Below are 17,768 nucleotides of genomic sequence, written 5' to 3' on the forward strand. Positions count from 1 at the left end.
CAGCTCCTGGCCGAGGCCAGGATCGTCCTGATCTCATAGCGCTGCTCGGCAAATTATCTGGTGGGGAAAACGTGGATGCACGATGGTTCCGATACACCTACTTCGGCAGCGATTTGCAATACTTGAGTGAATCGCAGGGGCATCACGCAAACGGTTGCGCGATCATGCAAAACCGGCTCAATCGAGACGCTCCACTGCCGGTAAAACCATGGCCTGCACCTCACTTTGCAGAAATTCCGCCAAGCGTCGCAGACGTTCCCCACCGGGACGGGTTTTCGGCCATACCAGATAGTAACTCTCTCCACTGGCCACGGCGGTTGGCCATGGCAGGCTCAGCCGGTCCTGGGCAACGTCTTCGGCGACCATCAGCAGATCGCCCATGGACACGCCATAACCGCGCGCCGCAGCGATCATGCCCAACTCCAGCGTATCGAAGACCTGGCCGCCCTTGAGCGACACCTGAGACGACAGCCCCATCCGCTCCAGCCAGTAGCGCCAGTCACGCCGGTCAGGCGTGGGATGCAACAACTCGGCCGTTGCCAGCCGTGCGACATCCCAAGGTCCGTCGCTCAATAGATTGGGGGCACCTACCGGGATCAACATTTCCGGGTACAGGTAACAGGCCTCCCAATCTGCCGGGAAATGACCATTACTCAACAACACCGCGCAATCGAAAGGTTCCTGATTGAAGTCCACTTCATCGATGCTCATCCACGCGCTCGTCAATTGCACTTCGTTGCCTGGTTGCAAATGCCGGAAGCGGCTGAGTCGGGCCAACAGCCAGCGCATGGTCAGGGTGGACGGCGCCTTCATGCGCAGGATGTCATCTTCAGCGTTCAGGGTATGGCAGGCCCGTTCCAGCGCGGCAAAGCCCTCGCGCACACCGGGCAACAGCAAGCGCGCCGCTTCTGTGAGCTGCAACGTACGACCGCTGCGCTGGAACAGGCGGCAGGCGAAAAACTCTTCGAGCGTACGGATATGCCGGCTCACCGCACTTTGCGTAATCGACAACTCTTCGGCGGCACGGGTGAAGGAGTTGTGCCGGGAGGCCGCTTCAAATGCACGCAAAGCATAAAGAGGAGGAAGACGACGAGACATAAGGAAAGCTCCAACAGCAGGATGTTGAAACCCTACCAGAATCAATCAGGCATGAGTTTTAATCATGTGAACGATCGCTTTTATCCCTTTGTGCAATGGGCTGGGAGCACCGAGAATCAACCTTCCCCCAACCCTCTGACTTTTTGAGTGTGATGATCATGCGGCATCCGGCACGTACCGAACTCTGGGCCATTCTGCGGTTGTCAGGGCCGCTGATCGCCTCGCAGTTGGCGCACATGCTGATGGTGCTGACCGACACGCTGATGATGGCGCGCCTGAGTCCCGAAGCCTTGGCCGGTGGTGGCCTGGGAGCGGCGAGCTATTCGTTCGTATCGATCTTCTGCATCGGCGTGATTGCCGCCGTCGGCACCCTGGTGGCGATCCGTCACGGCGCGGGCGATATCCAAGGCGCCACCCGCCTGACCCAGGCCGGGCTATGGCTGGCGTGGCTGATGGCCCTGGCGGCAGCGTTGTTGCTGTGGAACCTCAAGCCCGTGCTGCTGATGTTCGGCCAGACCGAAACCAACGTGCAGTCGGCAGGGTTGTTCCTGACGATCCTGCCGTTCGCCCTGCCCGGCTACCTGAGTTTCATGGCCTTGCGCGGCTTCACCAGCGCCATTGGCAAGGCCACCCCGGTGATGGTGATCAGCCTCGGCGGCACCGTGCTCAATTACCTGCTCAACCACGCGCTGATCGAAGGTATGTTCGGCCTGCCAAAACTGGGCTTGATGGGTATTGGCCTGGTCACGGCCATCGTCGCCAATGGCATGGCATTGACGTTGATGTGGTACATCCGCAGCAACCGCGCTTATGCCGCTTACCCGCTGGGCATCGGCCTGTTGCGCCTCAACACCCAGTATCTGCGCGAACTGTGGCGCCTGGGCCTGCCGATTGGCGGCACCTATGCGGTGGAAGTCGGGCTGTTTGCCTTTGCCGCGCTGTGCATGGGCACCATGGGCAGTACGCAACTGGCGGCGCATCAGGTGGCCCTGCAAATCGTCTCGGTGGCGTTCATGGTGCGCGGCGGGCATGTCCTACGCGGTGACCATGCGCATCGGTCAGCACTATGGCGCCGGGCAATTGCTGCAGGCGCGCCTGGCCGGTCGCGTCGGCATTGGTTTTGGTGCCACGGTGATGTTGGGATTCGCCGCGGTGCTGTGGCTGTTTTCCGATCCCCTGATCGGACTGCTCATCGATCACCACAACCCGGCGTTCCATGACGTGATCGTCCTGGCCGTCAGCCTGCTCGCCGTTGCCGCCTGGTTCGAGCTGTTCGACGGCGTGCAAACCATCGCCATGGGCTGCATTCGCGGACTCAAGGACGCCAAGACCACCTTTCTGATCGGTGCGGGCTGCTACTGGTTGATTGGCGCGCCTTCGGCCTGGCTGATGGCGTTCACCCTGGGCTGGGGTCCAACCGGTGTGTGGTGGGGTTTGGCGCTGGGTCTGGCCTGTGCGGCAGTGAGCCTGACCTGGGCCTTCGAGGCGAAGATGAAGCGCATGATTCGGCTGGAGCCTGAGGCGCAAGGTTCGTTTCAGGTCGCACAGACGGAGTAAGGGTTTTACTCGGCCAAAAAAACTGTGGGCGGGCTCGCTCCCTTCCACAGTTTGACTGGGCTCTCAATTCAACCGAGTAAAACCTGCTGGTTCTTGCCAAACGTCAGGTATTCCACCAACTCAGGCAACGGCAACGGCTTGCTGATCAGGTAACCCTGGGCCTGGTCGCAGCCGAACAGCCTTAGCAATGCAAGCTGTTCAGGGGTTTCGACCCCCTCGGCCACCACTTCCAGGTTGAGGTTGTGGGCCAAATTGATCATGGCGTGTACCAGCTTGCGGTTCTCTTCGCGTTCTTCCATGCCACCGACGAAGCTCTTGTCGATCTTCAACAAGGCAATCGGCAGGCTGTTGAGGTGTACGAACGACGAGAAACCGGTACCGAAGTCATCCAGGGAAAACCGCACGCCCAGGCGACCGAGGGCGTCCATGGTCTGCTTGACCAGGTCACTGCGGCGCATCACGGCGGTTTCGGTCAACTCGAACTCCAGCCATTGCGCCTCCACACCACGCTCGGCAATCAGCCGGCTGAGGGTGGAGAGCAACTGGCTGTCCTGAAACTGGCGGAACGACAGGTTGACCGCCATATGCAACGGCGGCAGGCCGCGTTCACGCAGGTCTTGCATGTCACGCAGGGCTCGGGAGATCACCCAGTAGCCCAACGGCACGATCAGGCCACTCTGCTCGGCCAGCGGCACGAATTCGCTGGGGGGCAACAGGCCGCGCTCGCCATGGCGCCAGCGCACCAGGGCTTCCAGGCCGACGATATGCCCGTCGTCCAAATCCAGGCGCGGCTGGTAATGCAGCTCCAGTTCATCGCGGCGCAGTGCCCGGCGCAGTTCGCTTTCCAGGTCGGCCAGGCTGCGTGCATTACGGTTGATACGTTCGTTGAAGATATGAAAGGTGCAGCCCTGGGTGCTCTTGGCTTGCTGCATGGCGATATGCGCGTGCCACATCAGCGGGTCGGCACCGGCGCGGGCGCGGGCATGGGCCACGCCGAGGCTGCAGCCGATCAGCAGGCTTTCGCCATCCACCCAGTAAGGTTCGGCCATGACTTCGGTGATGCGCTCAGCCATCCATTCAGCGCGCTGGGGCGCACGGCGCGTGTCGATCAGCAAGGCGAATTCGTCGCTGCCCAGGCGGGCCAGTTGATCGCCGGCTTCGAGCTGGCTCTTGAGCCGCGACACCACTTGCAGGATCAACCGGTCGCCGGCCTGATGGCCGAGGGCGTCGTTGGCATGACGAAAGTTGTCGAGGTCCAGATGACCCAGGGCCAGCCCGCGACCTTCGTTTTCGGCCAGCCGCGCCGCCAGCAGAGTCTGGAAGCCCTGACGGTTGGCGATGCCGGTGAGCGGGTCCTGTTCGGCCAGGCGCTGCAGGGTGGTTTCCAGCACACCGCGCTCACGCACATGGCGCAGGCAGCGGCGCAGGGTTTCGGCGTCCAGCACATTACGGATCAGCCAATCGCTCACACCGAGCGGCGATACCAACGGTTCCTGCTCCAACAGCAATACGCACGGCAGGCTGCAACGGCCAGGGCCGGGTTGCAGGCTGGGCGTGGTCAACAGCACGGCGCTGTGGTCGTCGTCGAACAGACGACTCACCGAGTCCCAGTTTGGCGCGCTGATCAGCACAGCCCCATCGCCCATCGGCGCCAGGCACTCGCGCAACAACGCTGCCCACTCAGGCGCATCGGCCAATAGCAGCAAACGCAAGGGTTCGACAGGCGTAGACAAGCTAGCTCCCTAGACTCTGCAAAATTTCGTTGGCGGCGGGCATTATGACGTGCGGCCTGATAATCACCAATGATAGGTACCATCAAATACGCAGGCTGTAAGCAATTGTCCTAAAAACCAATACATCCTGCGGCAAAGTAGCAAAACCGGCAAATTTAGATCGAGTGGTACGTCACACCGTCGATCCAGAGCAGCAGAATCTTGCCAGCCTGTTAAAATGCCCGCCCTTTTGAACAACGACTCCTCAAATTCCGTATGTCCCGACTCAACCCCCGGCAGCAAGAAGCCGTGAACTACGTCGGCGGCCCTCTATTGGTGCTCGCCGGTGCAGGCTCCGGCAAGACCAGCGTGATCACCCGCAAGATTGCGCACCTGATCCAGAACTGCGGCATCCGTGCCCAGTACATTGTCGCCATGACCTTTACCAACAAGGCCGCGCGCGAGATGAAAGAGCGTGTCGGCACCCTGCTCAAGGGGGGTGAAGGTCGTGGCCTCACCGTGTGCACCTTCCACAACCTGGGCCTGAACATCATCCGCAAGGAGCATGCGCGGCTGGGCTACAAGCCGGGCTTCTCGATCTTCGACGAGACCGACGTCAAGGCCCTGATGACCGACATCATGCAGAAGGAATACGCAGGCGACGACGGCGTTGATGAGATCAAGAACATGATCGGCGCCTGGAAAAACGACCTGATCCTGCCCGCCCAGGCCCTGGAAAACGCACGCAACCCCAAGGAACAGACCGCCGCCATCGTCTACACCCACTATCAACGCACGCTCAAGGCGTTCAACGCGGTGGACTTCGACGACCTGATCCTGCAACCGGTCAAGTTGTTCCAGGAACACGCCGACATCCTTGAAAAGTGGCAGAACAAGGTGCGCTACCTGCTGGTGGACGAATACCAGGACACCAACGCCAGCCAATACCTGCTGGTGAAGCTGCTGATCGGTACACGCAATCAATTCACCGTGGTGGGCGACGACGACCAGTCGATCTACGCCTGGCGCGGCGCCCGCCCGGAAAACCTGATGCTGCTCAAGGTCGACTACCCGTCCTTGAAAGTGGTGATGCTGGAGCAGAACTACCGCTCCACCAGCCGCATCCTGCGCTGCGCCAACGTGCTGATCTCCAACAACCCCCACGAGTTTGAAAAACAGCTGTGGAGCGAGATGGGGCACGGCGATGAGATTCGCGTGATCCGCTGCCGCAACGAAGACGCCGAAGCCGAGCGCGTGGCCGTGGAAATCCTCAGCCTGCACCTGCGCACCGACCGGCCCTACAGTGATTTTGCGATCCTGTACCGAGGCAACTACCAGGCCAAGCTGATCGAGCTGAAACTGCAACACCACCAGGTGCCGTATCGCCTGTCGGGCGGCAACAGCTTTTTCGGACGCCAGGAAGTAAAAGACCTGATGGCCTACTTCCGATTGATCGTGAACCCGGATGACGACAACGCCTTCCTGCGGGTAATCAACGTCCCGCGTCGGGAAATCGGCTCGACGACCCTGGAAAAGCTAGGCAACTACGCCACCGAACGCAAGATCTCCATGTACGCCGCCACCGACGAAATCGGCCTGGGCGAACACCTGGACACACGCTTCACCGATCGCCTGTCACGCTTCAAGCGCTTTATGGACAAAGTGCGCGAGCAATGCGCCGGCGAAGACCCGATCAGCGCACTGCGCAGCATGGTCATGGACATCGACTACGAAAACTGGCTGCGCACCAACAGTTCCAGCGACAAGGCCGCGGATTACCGCATGAGCAACGTCTGGTTCCTGATCGAAGCGCTGAAGAACACCCTGGAAAAAGACGAAGACGGCGAGATGACCGTCGAGGACGCCATCGGCAAGCTGGTGCTGCGCGATATGCTCGAGCGCCAGCAGGAAGAAGAAGACGGCGCCGAAGGTGTACAGATGATGACCCTGCATGCCTCCAAGGGCCTGGAATTTCCCTACGTGTTCATCATGGGCATGGAAGAAGAAATCCTCCCGCACCGCTCCAGCATTGAAGCCGACACCATCGAAGAGGAACGGCGCCTGGCCTACGTGGGCATTACCCGCGCACGTCAGACCCTGGCTTTCACCTTTGCCGCCAAGCGCAAGCAATACGGCGAAATCATTGATTGTGCGCCCAGCCGGTTCCTCGATGAACTGCCGCCGGACGACCTGGCCTGGGAAGGCAACGACGACACCCCGACCGAGGTCAAGGCCGTTCGCGGCAACAGCGCCCTGGCTGACATACGCGCGATGTTAAAGCGCTAGAATCGACTACTTTTCAATCTACTTTCGGCGCACAACGCGCCATTAGAGGAAGCTTTCCGTGGAAGCACTGCACAAGAAAATTCGCGAAGAAGGCATCGTGCTTTCCGATCAGGTACTCAAGGTCGACGCCTTTTTGAACCACCAGATCGACCCGGCGCTGATGAAACTGATCGGCGACGAATTCGCCGCGCTGTTCAAGGACTCGGGCATCACCAAGATCGTCACCATCGAAGCCTCAGGCATCGCGCCAGCAATCATGACCGGCCTGAACCTGGGTGTACCGGTTATCTTCGCGCGCAAGCAACAGTCCCTGACGCTGACCGAAAACCTGCTGTCGGCGACGGTGTATTCCTTCACCAAGAAGACCGAGAGCACCGTGGCGATCTCGCCGCGTCATTTGACCAGCAGCGACCGCGTGTTGGTGATCGATGACTTTCTGGCCAACGGCAAGGCGTCCCAGGCGCTGATATCGATCATCAAGCAAGCCGGCGCGACCGTTGCGGGCTTGGGGATCGTGATCGAGAAATCGTTCCAGGGTGGCCGTGCGGAGCTGGATGCGCAGGGTTATCGAGTGGAGTCGCTGGCGCGGGTGAAGTCGTTGGCGGGTGGGGTTGTCACCTTTATCTGAGTCAACACTGCTTGAAATGTGGGAGGGGGCAAGTCGAACCGTCGCACCGCCCCTCCCACATTGAGTTATTTGTTGGTTTTCAGTGCGCGGTTGCTTGTAAGCCCGCGAGCAACAGGCGCTGATAGAGATCCTCTTTCAGCCCCTCCGGCTTATCCAGCCGCATCCGCTCCAAATGCCTGGGAAACGCCTCCGGCTCCGGTGCATCCAGCGCCGCCTTGCCCAACTCCAGCATCTCCGTCAGCTTGAACTTGCTCTTGAGCCAGTTCAGCGCCCGCAACAAGTCCCGCTCTTCGTCAGTAAAATCACTCCCCAACGGGTATTCCGGAAACAACCGTTTATGCCGCGCCTGAATGCCTTTGAGGCGCTCCGGCGTGTTGTCGGCAAAGCGCGGATCCAGCTGGAAGTCCTTGGGTAATTTGCCGGCCTTTTGTGCCTGTTCGATCAAGTCGTCCTGGAAACGCGAGTCGGCGATATTGAGCAGTGCCTCGATGACCTGGGCATCCGTCTGCCCGCGCAAGTCGGCAATTCCGTATTCGGTGATGACGATATCCCGCAGGTGCCGGGGAATGGTGCAGTGCCCGTAGTCCCAGACAATATTGGAACTGACCTCCCCCGCCGACTCACGCCAGCTGCGCAGAATCAGGATGGCGCGCGCACCTTCCAGCGCATGGCCCTGGGCGACAAAGTTGTATTGCCCGCCCACGCCGCTGAGTACGCGGCCATCTTCCAACTGGTCGGCAACGCCCGCGCCGAGCAGCGTCACCATGATCGCGCTGTTGATAAACCGCGCATCCTGGCGCTGCAAACGCTTGAGTTCTTCCTGACCGTACAGCTCGTTGATATAGCTGATGCGGGTCATGTTGAATTCAAGGCGCTTGGTGTGGGTCATGTCCTGCAAGCGCTGGTAAAAACTGCGTGGTCCCAGAAAGAACCCGCCATGAATCGACACGCCATCGGTTTGCGCCGCATCGTCCAGCAAGCCGGCATTGGCCTGTTCCTGGGTCGCCACATCCGGGTACACCTTGCGCCGTACGATTCCCGCATCCGCCAGTACCAGCAAGCCGTTGACGAACATCTCGCTGCAACCGTAGAGGCCACGGGCAAAAGGGTCGACGCCGCCTTCACGGCTGATCAACGGCGCCCACTGGTACACATCCAGGTCTGTCAGCAGCAGGCGGTAGGCTTCGTTGTCTGCCTGGCGCGCGAGCAAGGCGGCGGTCAGGGCATCGCCCATGGAGCCAATGCCGATCTGCAAGGTGCCGCCGTCGCGCACCAAGGTACTGGCATGCAGGCCGATAAAGTGGTCCTGGTAGCCCACCGGCATGTTCGGCGTGGAGAACAGCGTGGAGCTGTCTTTGGCGTCAATCAGGTAGTCGAACGCGTCCATGCCCAATTCGGAATCGCCAGGCATGTAGGGCAAGTCGGTATGGACCTGGCCGACGATCAAAATGGTTTCACCCGCGGCACGGCGTTTGGCGATCATCGGCAGCAAGTCGAGGGTAATATCGGGGTTGCAGCTCAGGCTCAGGCGGTCCGGGTGTTCGGCGCTGCTGGCCACCAGTTGCGCCACCAGGTTCAGGCCGGCCCCGTTGATATCACGGGCGGCATGGCTGTAGTTGCTGCTGACGTAATCCTGCTGGGCCGACGCGCTGTGGAGCAGGCTGCCGGGCTGCATGAAGAATTGCCGTACATGGATATTCTTCGGCAGGCTGTCCGAATGCAGGGCGGCAAGAAAATCCAGCTCGGGATAATCGCCAAACACGCGCTCGATAAAGGGTTCCAAAAAGCGTTTCTGTAAACCATCGCCCAGGGTTGGGCGCCCCAGGCTCAGGGCGGTGTAGATCGTCAGCGCCCGCTCGGGCAAATGGGCGATGCGCCGGTACAGCGCATTGACGAACAGGTTGGGCTTACCCAGGCCCAGCGGCATGCCCATGTGGATATGCGCCGGCAAGCGCTCCAGTACGTCGTCAACTGCTTGCTCGATTGAACACAACTGCACCATCCGACTGCTCCCGAACATTCCATGAATAGGGGTTCGACCGAGCTTGCCGCGTCTTTGCTGCAAAGAACAGCGCAAAACCTGAATTGCGCCCACAAAAAAGCCGCTCGTAAGCGGCATTTTTGACGAAGATTGGCTAATTACAACCCGGACATCTTCTTGATAGCGCCTTTGAGGTCGTCATCCGAGCAATCCGCACAGGTGCCCTTTGGCGGCATGGCGTTGATACCGGTGATCGCCTTGGCAAGGATGCCATCGAGACCGCCCTGGTGGTCGGCGCGCTCTTTCCAGGCGGCGGTGTCGCCGATCTTCGGTGCGCCGAGCAGGCCGGTGCCGTGGCATGCATTGCAATGCTTGGCGATGATATCGTCCGGCGTTTTCGCGCCGCCGCCGCCCGCTGCAACGGCGACTTCCATCCCCTTGCATTCCTGGCCCTGGACGCAAACCTGGCCCACAGGCTCCAGGCGCTTGGCAATGTCATCATTGGTCGCAGCTTGAGCGCTGACAGCCCATAGGGCCAGTACGGTTGCTGGTGCAGCCAGCATTTTCATAATTAGGTTCACGCGTTCACCCTCAATGGTGGCTATTCACGCCTGCGGCCACGGTTTCGCAGGCGGCGAAAGTATAACGGTTAGCCCGCCCGGCCGAAACAACCCTATTAAATAAAGGGAGATTCGACCGCACGGAATACGGCTGCGGGAACCTCTGCAACGCTGGCAGGGCGCCTCTGTTCTTAAAAGTTCGCGGGCGTGGCTGCGCTGATTAGTCGCGCCGGCACATCGAACGGATTGCGAAAACGATGGGGCTTGGTACTTTCAAAGTAGTAGCTATCGCCGGCTTCGAGCACAAAAGTTTCAAGACCGACCACCAACTCCAGGCGGCCCTCCACCAGAATCCCGGTTTCTTCGCCTTCGTGGGTGAGCATTTCTTCGCCGGTGTCGGCGCCGGGCGGGTAGATCTCGTTGAGAAACGCGATGGCCCGGCTGGGGTGCGCCCGACCCACCAGTTTCATGGTCACCGCGCCGTCGGAGATGTCGATCAGCTCATTGGCTTTATAGACGATCTGCGTCGGTATTTCCTGGAGGATCTCCTCGGAAAAGAACTCGACCATGGACATGGGGATGCCGCCCAGCACCTTGCGCAAGGAGCTGATCGAGGGGCTGACACTGTTTTTTTCGATCATCGAAATGGTGCTGTTGGTGACACCCGCGCGCTTGGCGAGCTCACGCTGGGAAAGACCCTTCAACTTACGGATGGATTGCAGTCGTTCGCCGACGTCCAATGCGGGAGCCTCCTAGAATTCAGGCTTTGTTGTAATTGAGCGTTATCATGGCGACAGCGTTCAGTATTTACAACACTTGGGCCTAAATCCCGGACGGCTGCGTTCGTAGGCGACGATCAAGCGCCGATATAGAGCCTTGGCACGCGGCGCAGGTTGCAGAATATCTGATAGGGAATGGTGTCGGCGGCCACCGCAACGTCACTGGCTAGGATGTTTTTGCCCCACAGCTCGACCGTAGAACCCAGGCCAGCCTGTGGCACGTCAGTCAGGTCGACGCAGAGCATGTCCATCGACACACGCCCCAGCAGTTGGCTGCGCTGCCCGGCGACGAGCACCGGCGTACCGGTCGGCGCGTGACGCGGGTAGCCGTCGGCGTAGCCCATGGCAACCACCCCGATGCGCATCGGTTTTGGTGTAACGAACCTGGCGCCGTAACCCACCGGCTCGCCGGCCGGCAATTCACGTACGCAGATGACTTTCGACTCCAGGGTCATCACCGGCTGCAAACGCGCGGCCAGAGCCTGGTCCTCGCCGAATGGGGTCGCGCCGTAGAGCATGATGCCCGGGCGTACCCAGTCACTGGACACACTCGGCCAGCCCAATACCGCAGGCGAATTGCGCAGGCTGACTTCGGCCGCAAGCCCCTGGCGTGCCGCTTCAAATACCGCCACTTGTTCGTTGCTGCTGGTGCAATCGAGCTCATCGGCGCGGGCGAAATGGCTCATCAACACGATCTTCGCGACTTTACCGCTGGCCAGCAGGCGCTGGTAAGCCTCTTGATAATCCTTGGGATGCAGGCCGACACGGTGCATGCCCGAGTCCAGCTTGAGCCAGACCGTCAGCGGCTTGCTCAAGGCGGCCTGTTCGATTGCCTCCAGCTGCCACAGCGAGTGCACCACGCACCAGAAGTCGTGCTCGATGATCAGCGCCAGCTCGTCGGCTTCGAAAAAACCTTCCAGCAGCAGCACCGGCGCACGAATCCCGGCGGCGCGCAGCTCCAACGCCTCTTCGATGCAGGCCACGGCGAACCCATCGGCCTCGGCTTCCAGCGCCTGGGCCACGCGCACCGCACCATGGCCATAGGCGTCGGCCTTGATCACGGCAAGAGCCTTGGCCCCCGTGACGTCACGGGCCAATCGGTAATTGTGGCGCAGGGCCTGGAGATCGATCAGGGCACGGGCTGGACGCATGGCGGCGGGCTTCTAGGCAACAGAGTGAAAAAAACCGGCGCCGATGGTTTACGTCGGCGCCGGGAGGAAACGGTGTTAAGGCAGCGCAGCCACGACGGACAGCTCCACCAGGATTTGCGGTTCGCACAGCTTGGCTTCAACCGTGGCGCGGGCCGGGGCGACGCCCTTGGGCAGCCATGCGTCCCAGACCGCGTTCATGCCGGCAAAATCGGCATCGATGTCTTTCAGGTAAATCGTCACCGACAACAATTTGGTCTTGTCGCTACCGGCCAGGTCGAGCAACCGCTCGATGTTGGCCAGGGTTTCACGGGTCTGCTGTTCAATCCCGGCGCTCATGTCGTCGCCGACCTGTCCCGCCAGATACACGGTGCCGCTGTGGATAACGATCTGGCTCATGCGCTCATTGGTGAGCTGGCGCTGGATTGACATGTTGTGCGGACTCCTGGTGGTTGCCATAACGGGAAATATCGAGGCCTGCAGCGCTGATCTGTGGGGTTCTCTTCGCCATCAGATCGGCCAGCAAGCGACCGGATCCACAGGCCATGGTCCAACCGAGGGTGCCGTGGCCGGTGTTCAGGAACAGGTTCTTGAACGGCGTTGCACCCACAATCGGTGTACCGTCGGGCGTGGTCGGACGCAGGCCGGTCCAGAAGGTGGCCTCGGCCAAATCGCCGCCCTGAGGATAAAGGTCGTTGACGATCATCTCCAGGGTTTCGCGTCGGCGCGGGTTAAGCGACAGGTCAAAACCGGCGATTTCAGCCATGCCACCCACGCGAATGCGGTTGTCGAAACGGGTGATCGCGACCTTGTAGGTCTCGTCCAAAATAGTCGACGTAGGCGCCATCGCCGGGTCGGTGATCGGCACGGTCAGCGAGTAGCCCTTGAGCGGATACACCGGCGCCTTGATCCCCAGCGGCTTGAGCAGTTTCGGCGAGTAACTGCCGAGGGCCAGCACGTAACGGTCGGCGGTTTCCAGCTTACCGTCGATCCACACGCCGTTGATACGATCACCGGCATGGTCGAGGCGCTGGATATCCTGTTCGAAGCGGAACTCCACGCCCAACTGCTTGCACATGTCGACCAGGCGAGTGGTGAACATCTGGCAATCGCCGGTCTGGTCGTTAGGCAGACGCAGGGCACCGGCGAGGATATCGGTGACGCTGGCCAGGGCCGGCTCGACACGAGCAATGCCGGCGCGGTCGAGCAGTTCGAACGGCACGCCGGACTCTTTCAGCACGGCGATATCCTTGGCGGCGCCGTCGAGCTGTGCCTGGGTACGGAACAGCTGGGTAGTCCCAAGGCTGCGGCCTTCGTAGGAGATGCCGGTCTCGGCGCGCAGCTCGTCGAGGCAGTCGCGGCTGTACTCGGACAGGCGCACCATGCGCTCCTTGTTTACCGCATAGCGGCTGGCCGTGCAGTTGCGCAGCATCTGCGCCATCCACAGGTATTGATCGATATCTGCCGTGGCCTTGATCGCCAGCGGCGCATGGCGTTGCAGCAACCACTTGATGGCCTTGAGCGGCACGCCCGGCGCAGCCCAGGGCGAGGCATAGCCTGGAGACACTTGGCCAGCATTGGCGAAACTGGTTTCCATGGCGGCGGCTGGCTGGCGGTCGACTACCACGACCTCAAAGCCGGCACGAGCCAAATAGTAGGCACTGGTCACACCAATGACACCGCTACCCAAGACCAGAACGCGCATTTTCATATCCTCATCGCGGCGTGACCGCTGACGTGTGTTGTTCGAGCAATGATGAGCGCAGTATAAAAAGCAATCACCAGTGCATTTCACTATATAAATGCCTATATTTGGCGACAATTCTCGGCAAAAACCCTTTTTACAGAGGCGTATCCCCTATGCGTACCAACACCCAGACCAAGCGGGAGCTGGACAAGATCGACCGTAACATCCTGCGCATCCTGCAGACCGACGGGCGAATTTCGTTCACGGAACTGGGGGAAAAAGTCGGGTTATCGACCACGCCGTGTACCGAGCGGGTCCGCCGGTTGGAGCGTGAAGGGATCATCATGGGCTACAACGCGCGGCTCAATCCGCAGCATTTGAAAGGGAGTTTGCTGGTATTTGTCGAGATCAGCCTCGATTACAAATCCGGCGATACGTTTGAAGAGTTTCGCCGCGCCGTGCTGAAACTGCCCCATGTGCTGGAGTGCCACTTGGTGTCCGGGGACTTCGACTATCTGGTGAAAGCACGGATTTCCGAGATGGCCTCATACCGCAAGTTGCTCGGCGATATCCTGCTCAAGCTGCCCCATGTGCGCGAATCCAAGAGCTATATCGTGATGGAAGAAGTGAAAGAGAGCCTGAACCTGCCGATCCCGGACTGACTGACAAGTGGGTCAAATGTGGGAAGGGCCGCGCACATCCGTCAGACCAGCACCTGCCGGGTACTCGCCATGTACTCATGGATCTGCTTTTCGACCCGTGGATGGATCAACTCAACCGGCCCTCGCCCGTTAGGACACGGCAAGGTCTTGGTGGTGCCGAACAAGCGACAGATCAGCGGGCGCTCGTCATACACCGTGCAGCCGTTGGGCCCCAGGTGTACGCAATTGAGTTCATCCATCGCCGCGTCCTGCTCGGCAGCTGTCTTGCGCGGTAGACGCGACATTTCCTCGGGCGAGGTGGTCACCGGCCCACAGCAGTCATGGCAACCGGGTACGCACTCGAACGAAGGAATCTGACGGCGCAATGCGCTGATTTTCTGACTGTTGCAACTCATCGAAACACGTACCGAACGGCGAATAGACATGGATTCTGCCGTAAAACGCTCCGCGCAGACAGCGCCGTCCGACCGCTGTATCCTGCGTCAAATTTTCCAAACAGGGAGCTTCTCCATGACCGCCAGCGCCCGACATACCTCGTCCTACTATGCCGCCAGCAGCGTGCCGCAACCCGATTTTCCGGCATTGGCCGGTGAAGTGGCGGCTGACGTCTGCGTGGTCGGCGGTGGCTTCTCGGGGCTCAATACCGCCCTGGAGCTGGCCGAGCGTGGCTTCAGCGTGGTCCTGCTGGAGGCGCGAAAAATCGCTTGGGGCGCCAGCGGACGTAACGGCGGCCAGCTGATTCGCGGGGTCGGCCACGGCCTGGACCAATTCGCCAACATCATCGGCACCGACGGCGTACGCGAGATGAAGCTGATGGGCCTGGAAGCCGTGGAGATCGTGCGCCAGCGCGTGGAGCGCTTTCAGATCCCCTGCGACCTGACCTGGGGCTATTGCGACCTCGCCAACAAACCCCGCGACCTGCAAGGTCTGGCCGAAGATGCCGAAGAATTGCGCAGCCTGGGCTATCGCCATGAAGTGCGCCTGCTGCAAGCCAGCGAGATGAGCAGCGTAATCGGCTCCGGGCGCTACGTAGGCGGCATGATCGACATGGGCTCCGGCCACCTGCACCCGCTGAACCTAGCCCTTGGTGAAGCGGCCGCCGCGCAGCAATTGGGTGTACAGCTGTTTGAGCAGTCCGAAGTGCTGCGTATCGACTACGGCCCCGAGGTCAAGGTGCATACCGCGCAGGGCCATGTGCGCGCCAAGACCCTGGTGCTGGCCTGCAATGCCTACCTCAACGGCCTCAATCCCCACCTGAGCGGCAAGGTGCTGCCCGCCGGGAGCTACATCATCGCCACCGAGCCGTTGAGCCAAGCGCAAGCCGCCAACCTGTTGCCGCAGAACATGGCGGTGTGTGATCAGCGCGTCACGGTGGACTACTTCCGCCTGTCCGCCGACCGTCGTCTATTGTTTGGCGGCGCCTGCCACTATTCCGGCCGCGACCCTCAGGACATCGGCGCCTATATGCGCCCGAAAATGCTGCGTGTGTTCCCGCAGTTGGCCGATGTAAAGATCGATTATCAATGGGGCGGCATGATCGGTATCGGCGCCAACCGTTTGCCGCAGATCGGCCGCCTGGCCGACCAACCCAACGTGTATTACGCCCAGGCCTACGCCGGCCATGGCCTCAACGCCACCCACCTGGCGGGCAAGTTGCTGGCCGAAGCCATCAGCGGCCAGCAACAGGGGCGTTTCGATCTGTTCGCCCGCGTGCCGCACATCACCTTTCCTGGCGGCAAGCACCTGCGCTCGCCGCTGCTGGCGCTGGGGATGCTCTGGCACCGCCTCAGAGAGCTGATCTGATCAACTGCGCCAGAAGGGCTTCAACCCTTCCTGGCGTGCCTGCTCGGCGGTCAAGCCGATGTCGCGCAATTGCTCAGGGCTCAGCGTCAGCAGGGCCTTGCGCGTGTGCCGGTGGCGCCAGAACAGGCACCAGCGGCTATGGGTCGGCGCGGTCATCGCGCGTTCCTGCCCTGTCACCCGTTCCTGACGGTGTAACGCCAGCCGCACATCGCTCATGCCGTTCATTTTTACTGCCCCTCATTGGCGTGTTGCCTTGAGTGCACACAATGAGCGCGTCGCGAAAACCATTACAGATTCAAACCATTTTTATTAAATCAATACAGATACTGCCCATGCGCGCCTGAATCCTGTATTTTTCCCCGATCTGTACTGGTCCCTCGGGAGCGACCGCCATGACCCTCTACGTTAATCTCGCCGAACTGCTGGGCACTCGCATCGAACAGGGCTTCTATCGCCCTGGCGACCGACTACCGTCCGTACGGGCGTTGAGCGTAGAGCACGGGGTCAGCTTGAGCACCGTTCAGCAGGCGTATCGGTTGCTGGAAGATAACGGCCTGGCCATGCCCAAGCCAAAATCCGGCTACTTCGTGCCCGTTGGTCGTGAGCTGCCAGCCCTACCGGAGGTAGGCCGGCCAGCACAGCGCCCGGTGGAAATTTCCCAGTGGGATCAGGTGCTGGAGTTGATTCGCGCGGTGCCGCGCAAAGGCGTCATACAGCTGGGTCGCGGCATGCCGGATGTATTGTCGCCCACCCTGAAACCGCTGTTGCGCAGCCTGGCCCGGGTCAGTCGACGCCAGGATCTGCCGGGGCTGTATTACGACAATATCCTTGGCTGTATGGAACTGCGCGAGCAAATTGCCCGACTGTCATTGGATTCCGGCTGCCAGCTGAGCGCCGAAGACATCGTGATCACCACCGGCTGCCATGAGGCGCTCTCCGCGAGCATCCACGCCATTTGTGAACCCGGCGATATCGTCGCAGTCGATTCGCCCAGCTTTCACGGCGCCATGCAGACCCTCAAGGGCCTGGGCATGAAAGCGCTGGAAATCCCCACCGACCCGATCACGGGCATCAGCCTCGAAGCCCTGGAGCTGGCCCTGGAACAGTGGCCGATCAAGGTCATCCAGCTGACGCCCAATTGCAACAACCCCTTGGGCTACATCATGCCTGAGGCGCGCAAACGCGCATTGCTCACCCTGGCCCAACGCTTTGACGTGGCAATCATCGAAGACGATGTGTATGGCGAACTGGCCTACAGCTACCCGCGCCCGCGCACCATCAAATCATTCGATGAAGACGGCCGTGTGCTGCTGTGCAGCTCGTTTTCCAAGACCCTTGCGCCAGGCCTGCGCATTGGCTGGGTTGCGCCCGGGCGCTACCTGGATCGGGTGCTGCATATGAAATACATCAGCACCGGCTCGACGGCCACACAGCCACAGATCGCCATCGCCGAATTCCTCAAGAACGGCCACTTCGAACCACACTTGCGGCGGATGCGCACCCAATACCAGCGTAATCGCGACTTGATGCTCGATTGGGTAAGCCGCTATTTCCCGGCGGGCACGCGTGCCAGTCGCCCGCAAGGCAGCTTTATGCTGTGGATCGAACTGCCGGACGGCTTCGACACCCTGAAGCTCAACCGCGCCTTGATCGAACAAGGCGTACAAGTGGCGGTGGGGAGCATTTTTTCGGCGTCCGGCAAGTACCGCAATTGCCTGCGCATGAACTACAGCGCCAAACCCACCCCTCAGATCGAAGAAGCCGTGCGTAAAGTCGGCGCCGCCGCGAGCAAAATACTGGCGGAATCGGTGGACTGACCTTTCTCGAGAAATAGCCGTCCTATGTCGACAACCGACCAGCTCTGGAA

Annotated in this window: 15 protein-coding genes and 1 pseudogene; 6 read left to right on the forward strand and 10 right to left on the reverse strand. The window is 60.6% G+C overall.

From position 1 onward, the window contains the following. Positions 1-177: 177 nt before the first annotated feature. The gene (locus tag PSH66_RS29025) at positions 178-1,098 is read right to left on the reverse strand and encodes a LysR substrate-binding domain-containing protein (RefSeq protein ID WP_003176886.1); all 921 of its coding nucleotides are present in this window, start codon (positions 1,096-1,098) and stop codon (positions 178-180) included. Positions 1,099-1,250: 152 nt separating this feature from the next. Between PSH66_RS29025 and PSH66_RS29030 the strand changes: the two are divergent. Next, a pseudogene (locus PSH66_RS29030) lies at positions 1,251-2,655 on the forward strand (NorM family multidrug efflux MATE transporter). Between the two features lie 68 nt (positions 2,656-2,723). Here PSH66_RS29030 and PSH66_RS29035 read toward each other — a convergent pair. Beyond that, positions 2,724-4,388 (reverse strand): bifunctional diguanylate cyclase/phosphodiesterase, encoded by a 1,665-nt coding sequence (locus PSH66_RS29035; protein WP_078826564.1) that lies wholly within the window; start codon positions 4,386-4,388, stop codon positions 2,724-2,726. A gap of 255 nt (positions 4,389-4,643) precedes the next feature. On the opposite strand from PSH66_RS29035, the gene rep reads away from it, so the two are divergent. Both rep and PSH66_RS29045 read left to right on the forward strand, forming a co-directional pair. Next, positions 4,644-6,653, forward strand: coding sequence for a DNA helicase Rep (gene rep / locus PSH66_RS29040; protein ID WP_003176889.1), 2,010 nt, complete (start codon positions 4,644-4,646; stop codon positions 6,651-6,653). Between the two features lie 58 nt (positions 6,654-6,711). Continuing rightward, positions 6,712-7,281, forward strand: a complete 570-nt coding sequence (locus PSH66_RS29045; RefSeq protein ID WP_003176890.1) for a xanthine phosphoribosyltransferase — start codon at positions 6,712-6,714, stop codon at positions 7,279-7,281. A 79-nt stretch (positions 7,282-7,360) separates the two neighbouring features. Here PSH66_RS29045 and PSH66_RS29050 read toward each other — a convergent pair whose 3' ends face one another. The 6 genes from PSH66_RS29050 to dadA form a co-directional block, all read right to left on the reverse strand. After that, a complete protein-coding gene (locus tag PSH66_RS29050) occupies positions 7,361-9,283 on the reverse strand; it encodes an acetyl-CoA hydrolase/transferase C-terminal domain-containing protein (RefSeq protein ID WP_305428093.1) in 1,923 nt (640 codons plus the stop codon). A gap of 137 nt (positions 9,284-9,420) precedes the next feature. After that, positions 9,421-9,831: a cytochrome c5 family protein gene (locus PSH66_RS29055; protein WP_042945469.1), complete on the reverse strand. Its 411-nt coding sequence runs from the start codon at positions 9,829-9,831 to the stop codon at positions 9,421-9,423. Positions 9,832-10,013: 182 nt separating this feature from the next. Continuing rightward, entirely contained in the window at positions 10,014-10,562 is a 549-nt protein-coding gene (locus PSH66_RS29060) for a cupin domain-containing protein (protein ID WP_003176893.1), read from the reverse strand. A 116-nt stretch (positions 10,563-10,678) separates the two neighbouring features. Beyond that, positions 10,679-11,752 carry an alanine racemase gene (gene alr / locus PSH66_RS29065; RefSeq protein WP_305428094.1) on the reverse strand — a complete coding sequence of 358 codons (1,074 nt, stop codon included), beginning with the start codon at positions 11,750-11,752 and terminating at the stop codon, positions 10,679-10,681. A gap of 75 nt (positions 11,753-11,827) precedes the next feature. Beyond that, positions 11,828-12,181 carry a RidA family protein gene (locus PSH66_RS29070; RefSeq protein ID WP_042945471.1) on the reverse strand — a complete coding sequence of 118 codons (354 nt, stop codon included), beginning with the start codon at positions 12,179-12,181 and terminating at the stop codon, positions 11,828-11,830. Then, positions 12,153-13,454 carry a D-amino acid dehydrogenase gene (gene dadA, locus PSH66_RS29075; RefSeq protein ID WP_141062864.1) on the reverse strand — a complete coding sequence of 434 codons (1,302 nt, stop codon included), beginning with the start codon at positions 13,452-13,454 and terminating at the stop codon, positions 12,153-12,155. The genes PSH66_RS29070 and dadA overlap by 29 nt, the downstream gene beginning before the upstream one ends. Before the next feature lie 155 nt (positions 13,455-13,609). On the opposite strand from dadA, the gene PSH66_RS29080 reads away from it, so the two are divergent. Continuing rightward, positions 13,610-14,098 (forward strand): Lrp/AsnC ligand binding domain-containing protein, encoded by a 489-nt coding sequence (locus PSH66_RS29080; RefSeq protein ID WP_003176896.1) that lies wholly within the window; start codon positions 13,610-13,612, stop codon positions 14,096-14,098. Positions 14,099-14,139: 41 nt separating this feature from the next. On the opposite strand, the gene PSH66_RS29085 is transcribed toward PSH66_RS29080, so the two are convergent. Further along, positions 14,140-14,493 (reverse strand): YkgJ family cysteine cluster protein, encoded by a 354-nt coding sequence (locus tag PSH66_RS29085; protein ID WP_003176897.1) that lies wholly within the window; start codon positions 14,491-14,493, stop codon positions 14,140-14,142. A 115-nt stretch (positions 14,494-14,608) separates the two neighbouring features. Between PSH66_RS29085 and PSH66_RS29090 the strand changes: the two genes are divergently transcribed. Then, on the forward strand, positions 14,609-15,901 hold the full coding sequence (locus PSH66_RS29090) for an FAD-binding oxidoreductase (RefSeq protein ID WP_141062863.1): 1,293 nt from the start codon (positions 14,609-14,611) through the stop codon (positions 15,899-15,901). Here the strand turns inward: PSH66_RS29090 and PSH66_RS29095 are convergent, their stop codons facing one another. Next, a complete protein-coding gene (locus PSH66_RS29095) occupies positions 15,902-16,126 on the reverse strand; it encodes a DUF1127 domain-containing protein (RefSeq protein WP_003176899.1) in 225 nt (74 codons plus the stop codon). A gap of 167 nt (positions 16,127-16,293) precedes the next feature. On the opposite strand from PSH66_RS29095, the gene PSH66_RS29100 reads away from it, so the two are divergent. After that, positions 16,294-17,718 (forward strand): PLP-dependent aminotransferase family protein, encoded by a 1,425-nt coding sequence (locus tag PSH66_RS29100; protein WP_003176900.1) that lies wholly within the window; start codon positions 16,294-16,296, stop codon positions 17,716-17,718. Positions 17,719-17,768: the final 50 nt, after the last annotated feature.

Origin of the sequence: Pseudomonas sp. FP597 (genome assembly GCF_030687435.1) — a bacterium.
GTDB classification, from domain to species: Bacteria; Pseudomonadota; Gammaproteobacteria; order Pseudomonadales; family Pseudomonadaceae; genus Aquipseudomonas; species Aquipseudomonas lactucae.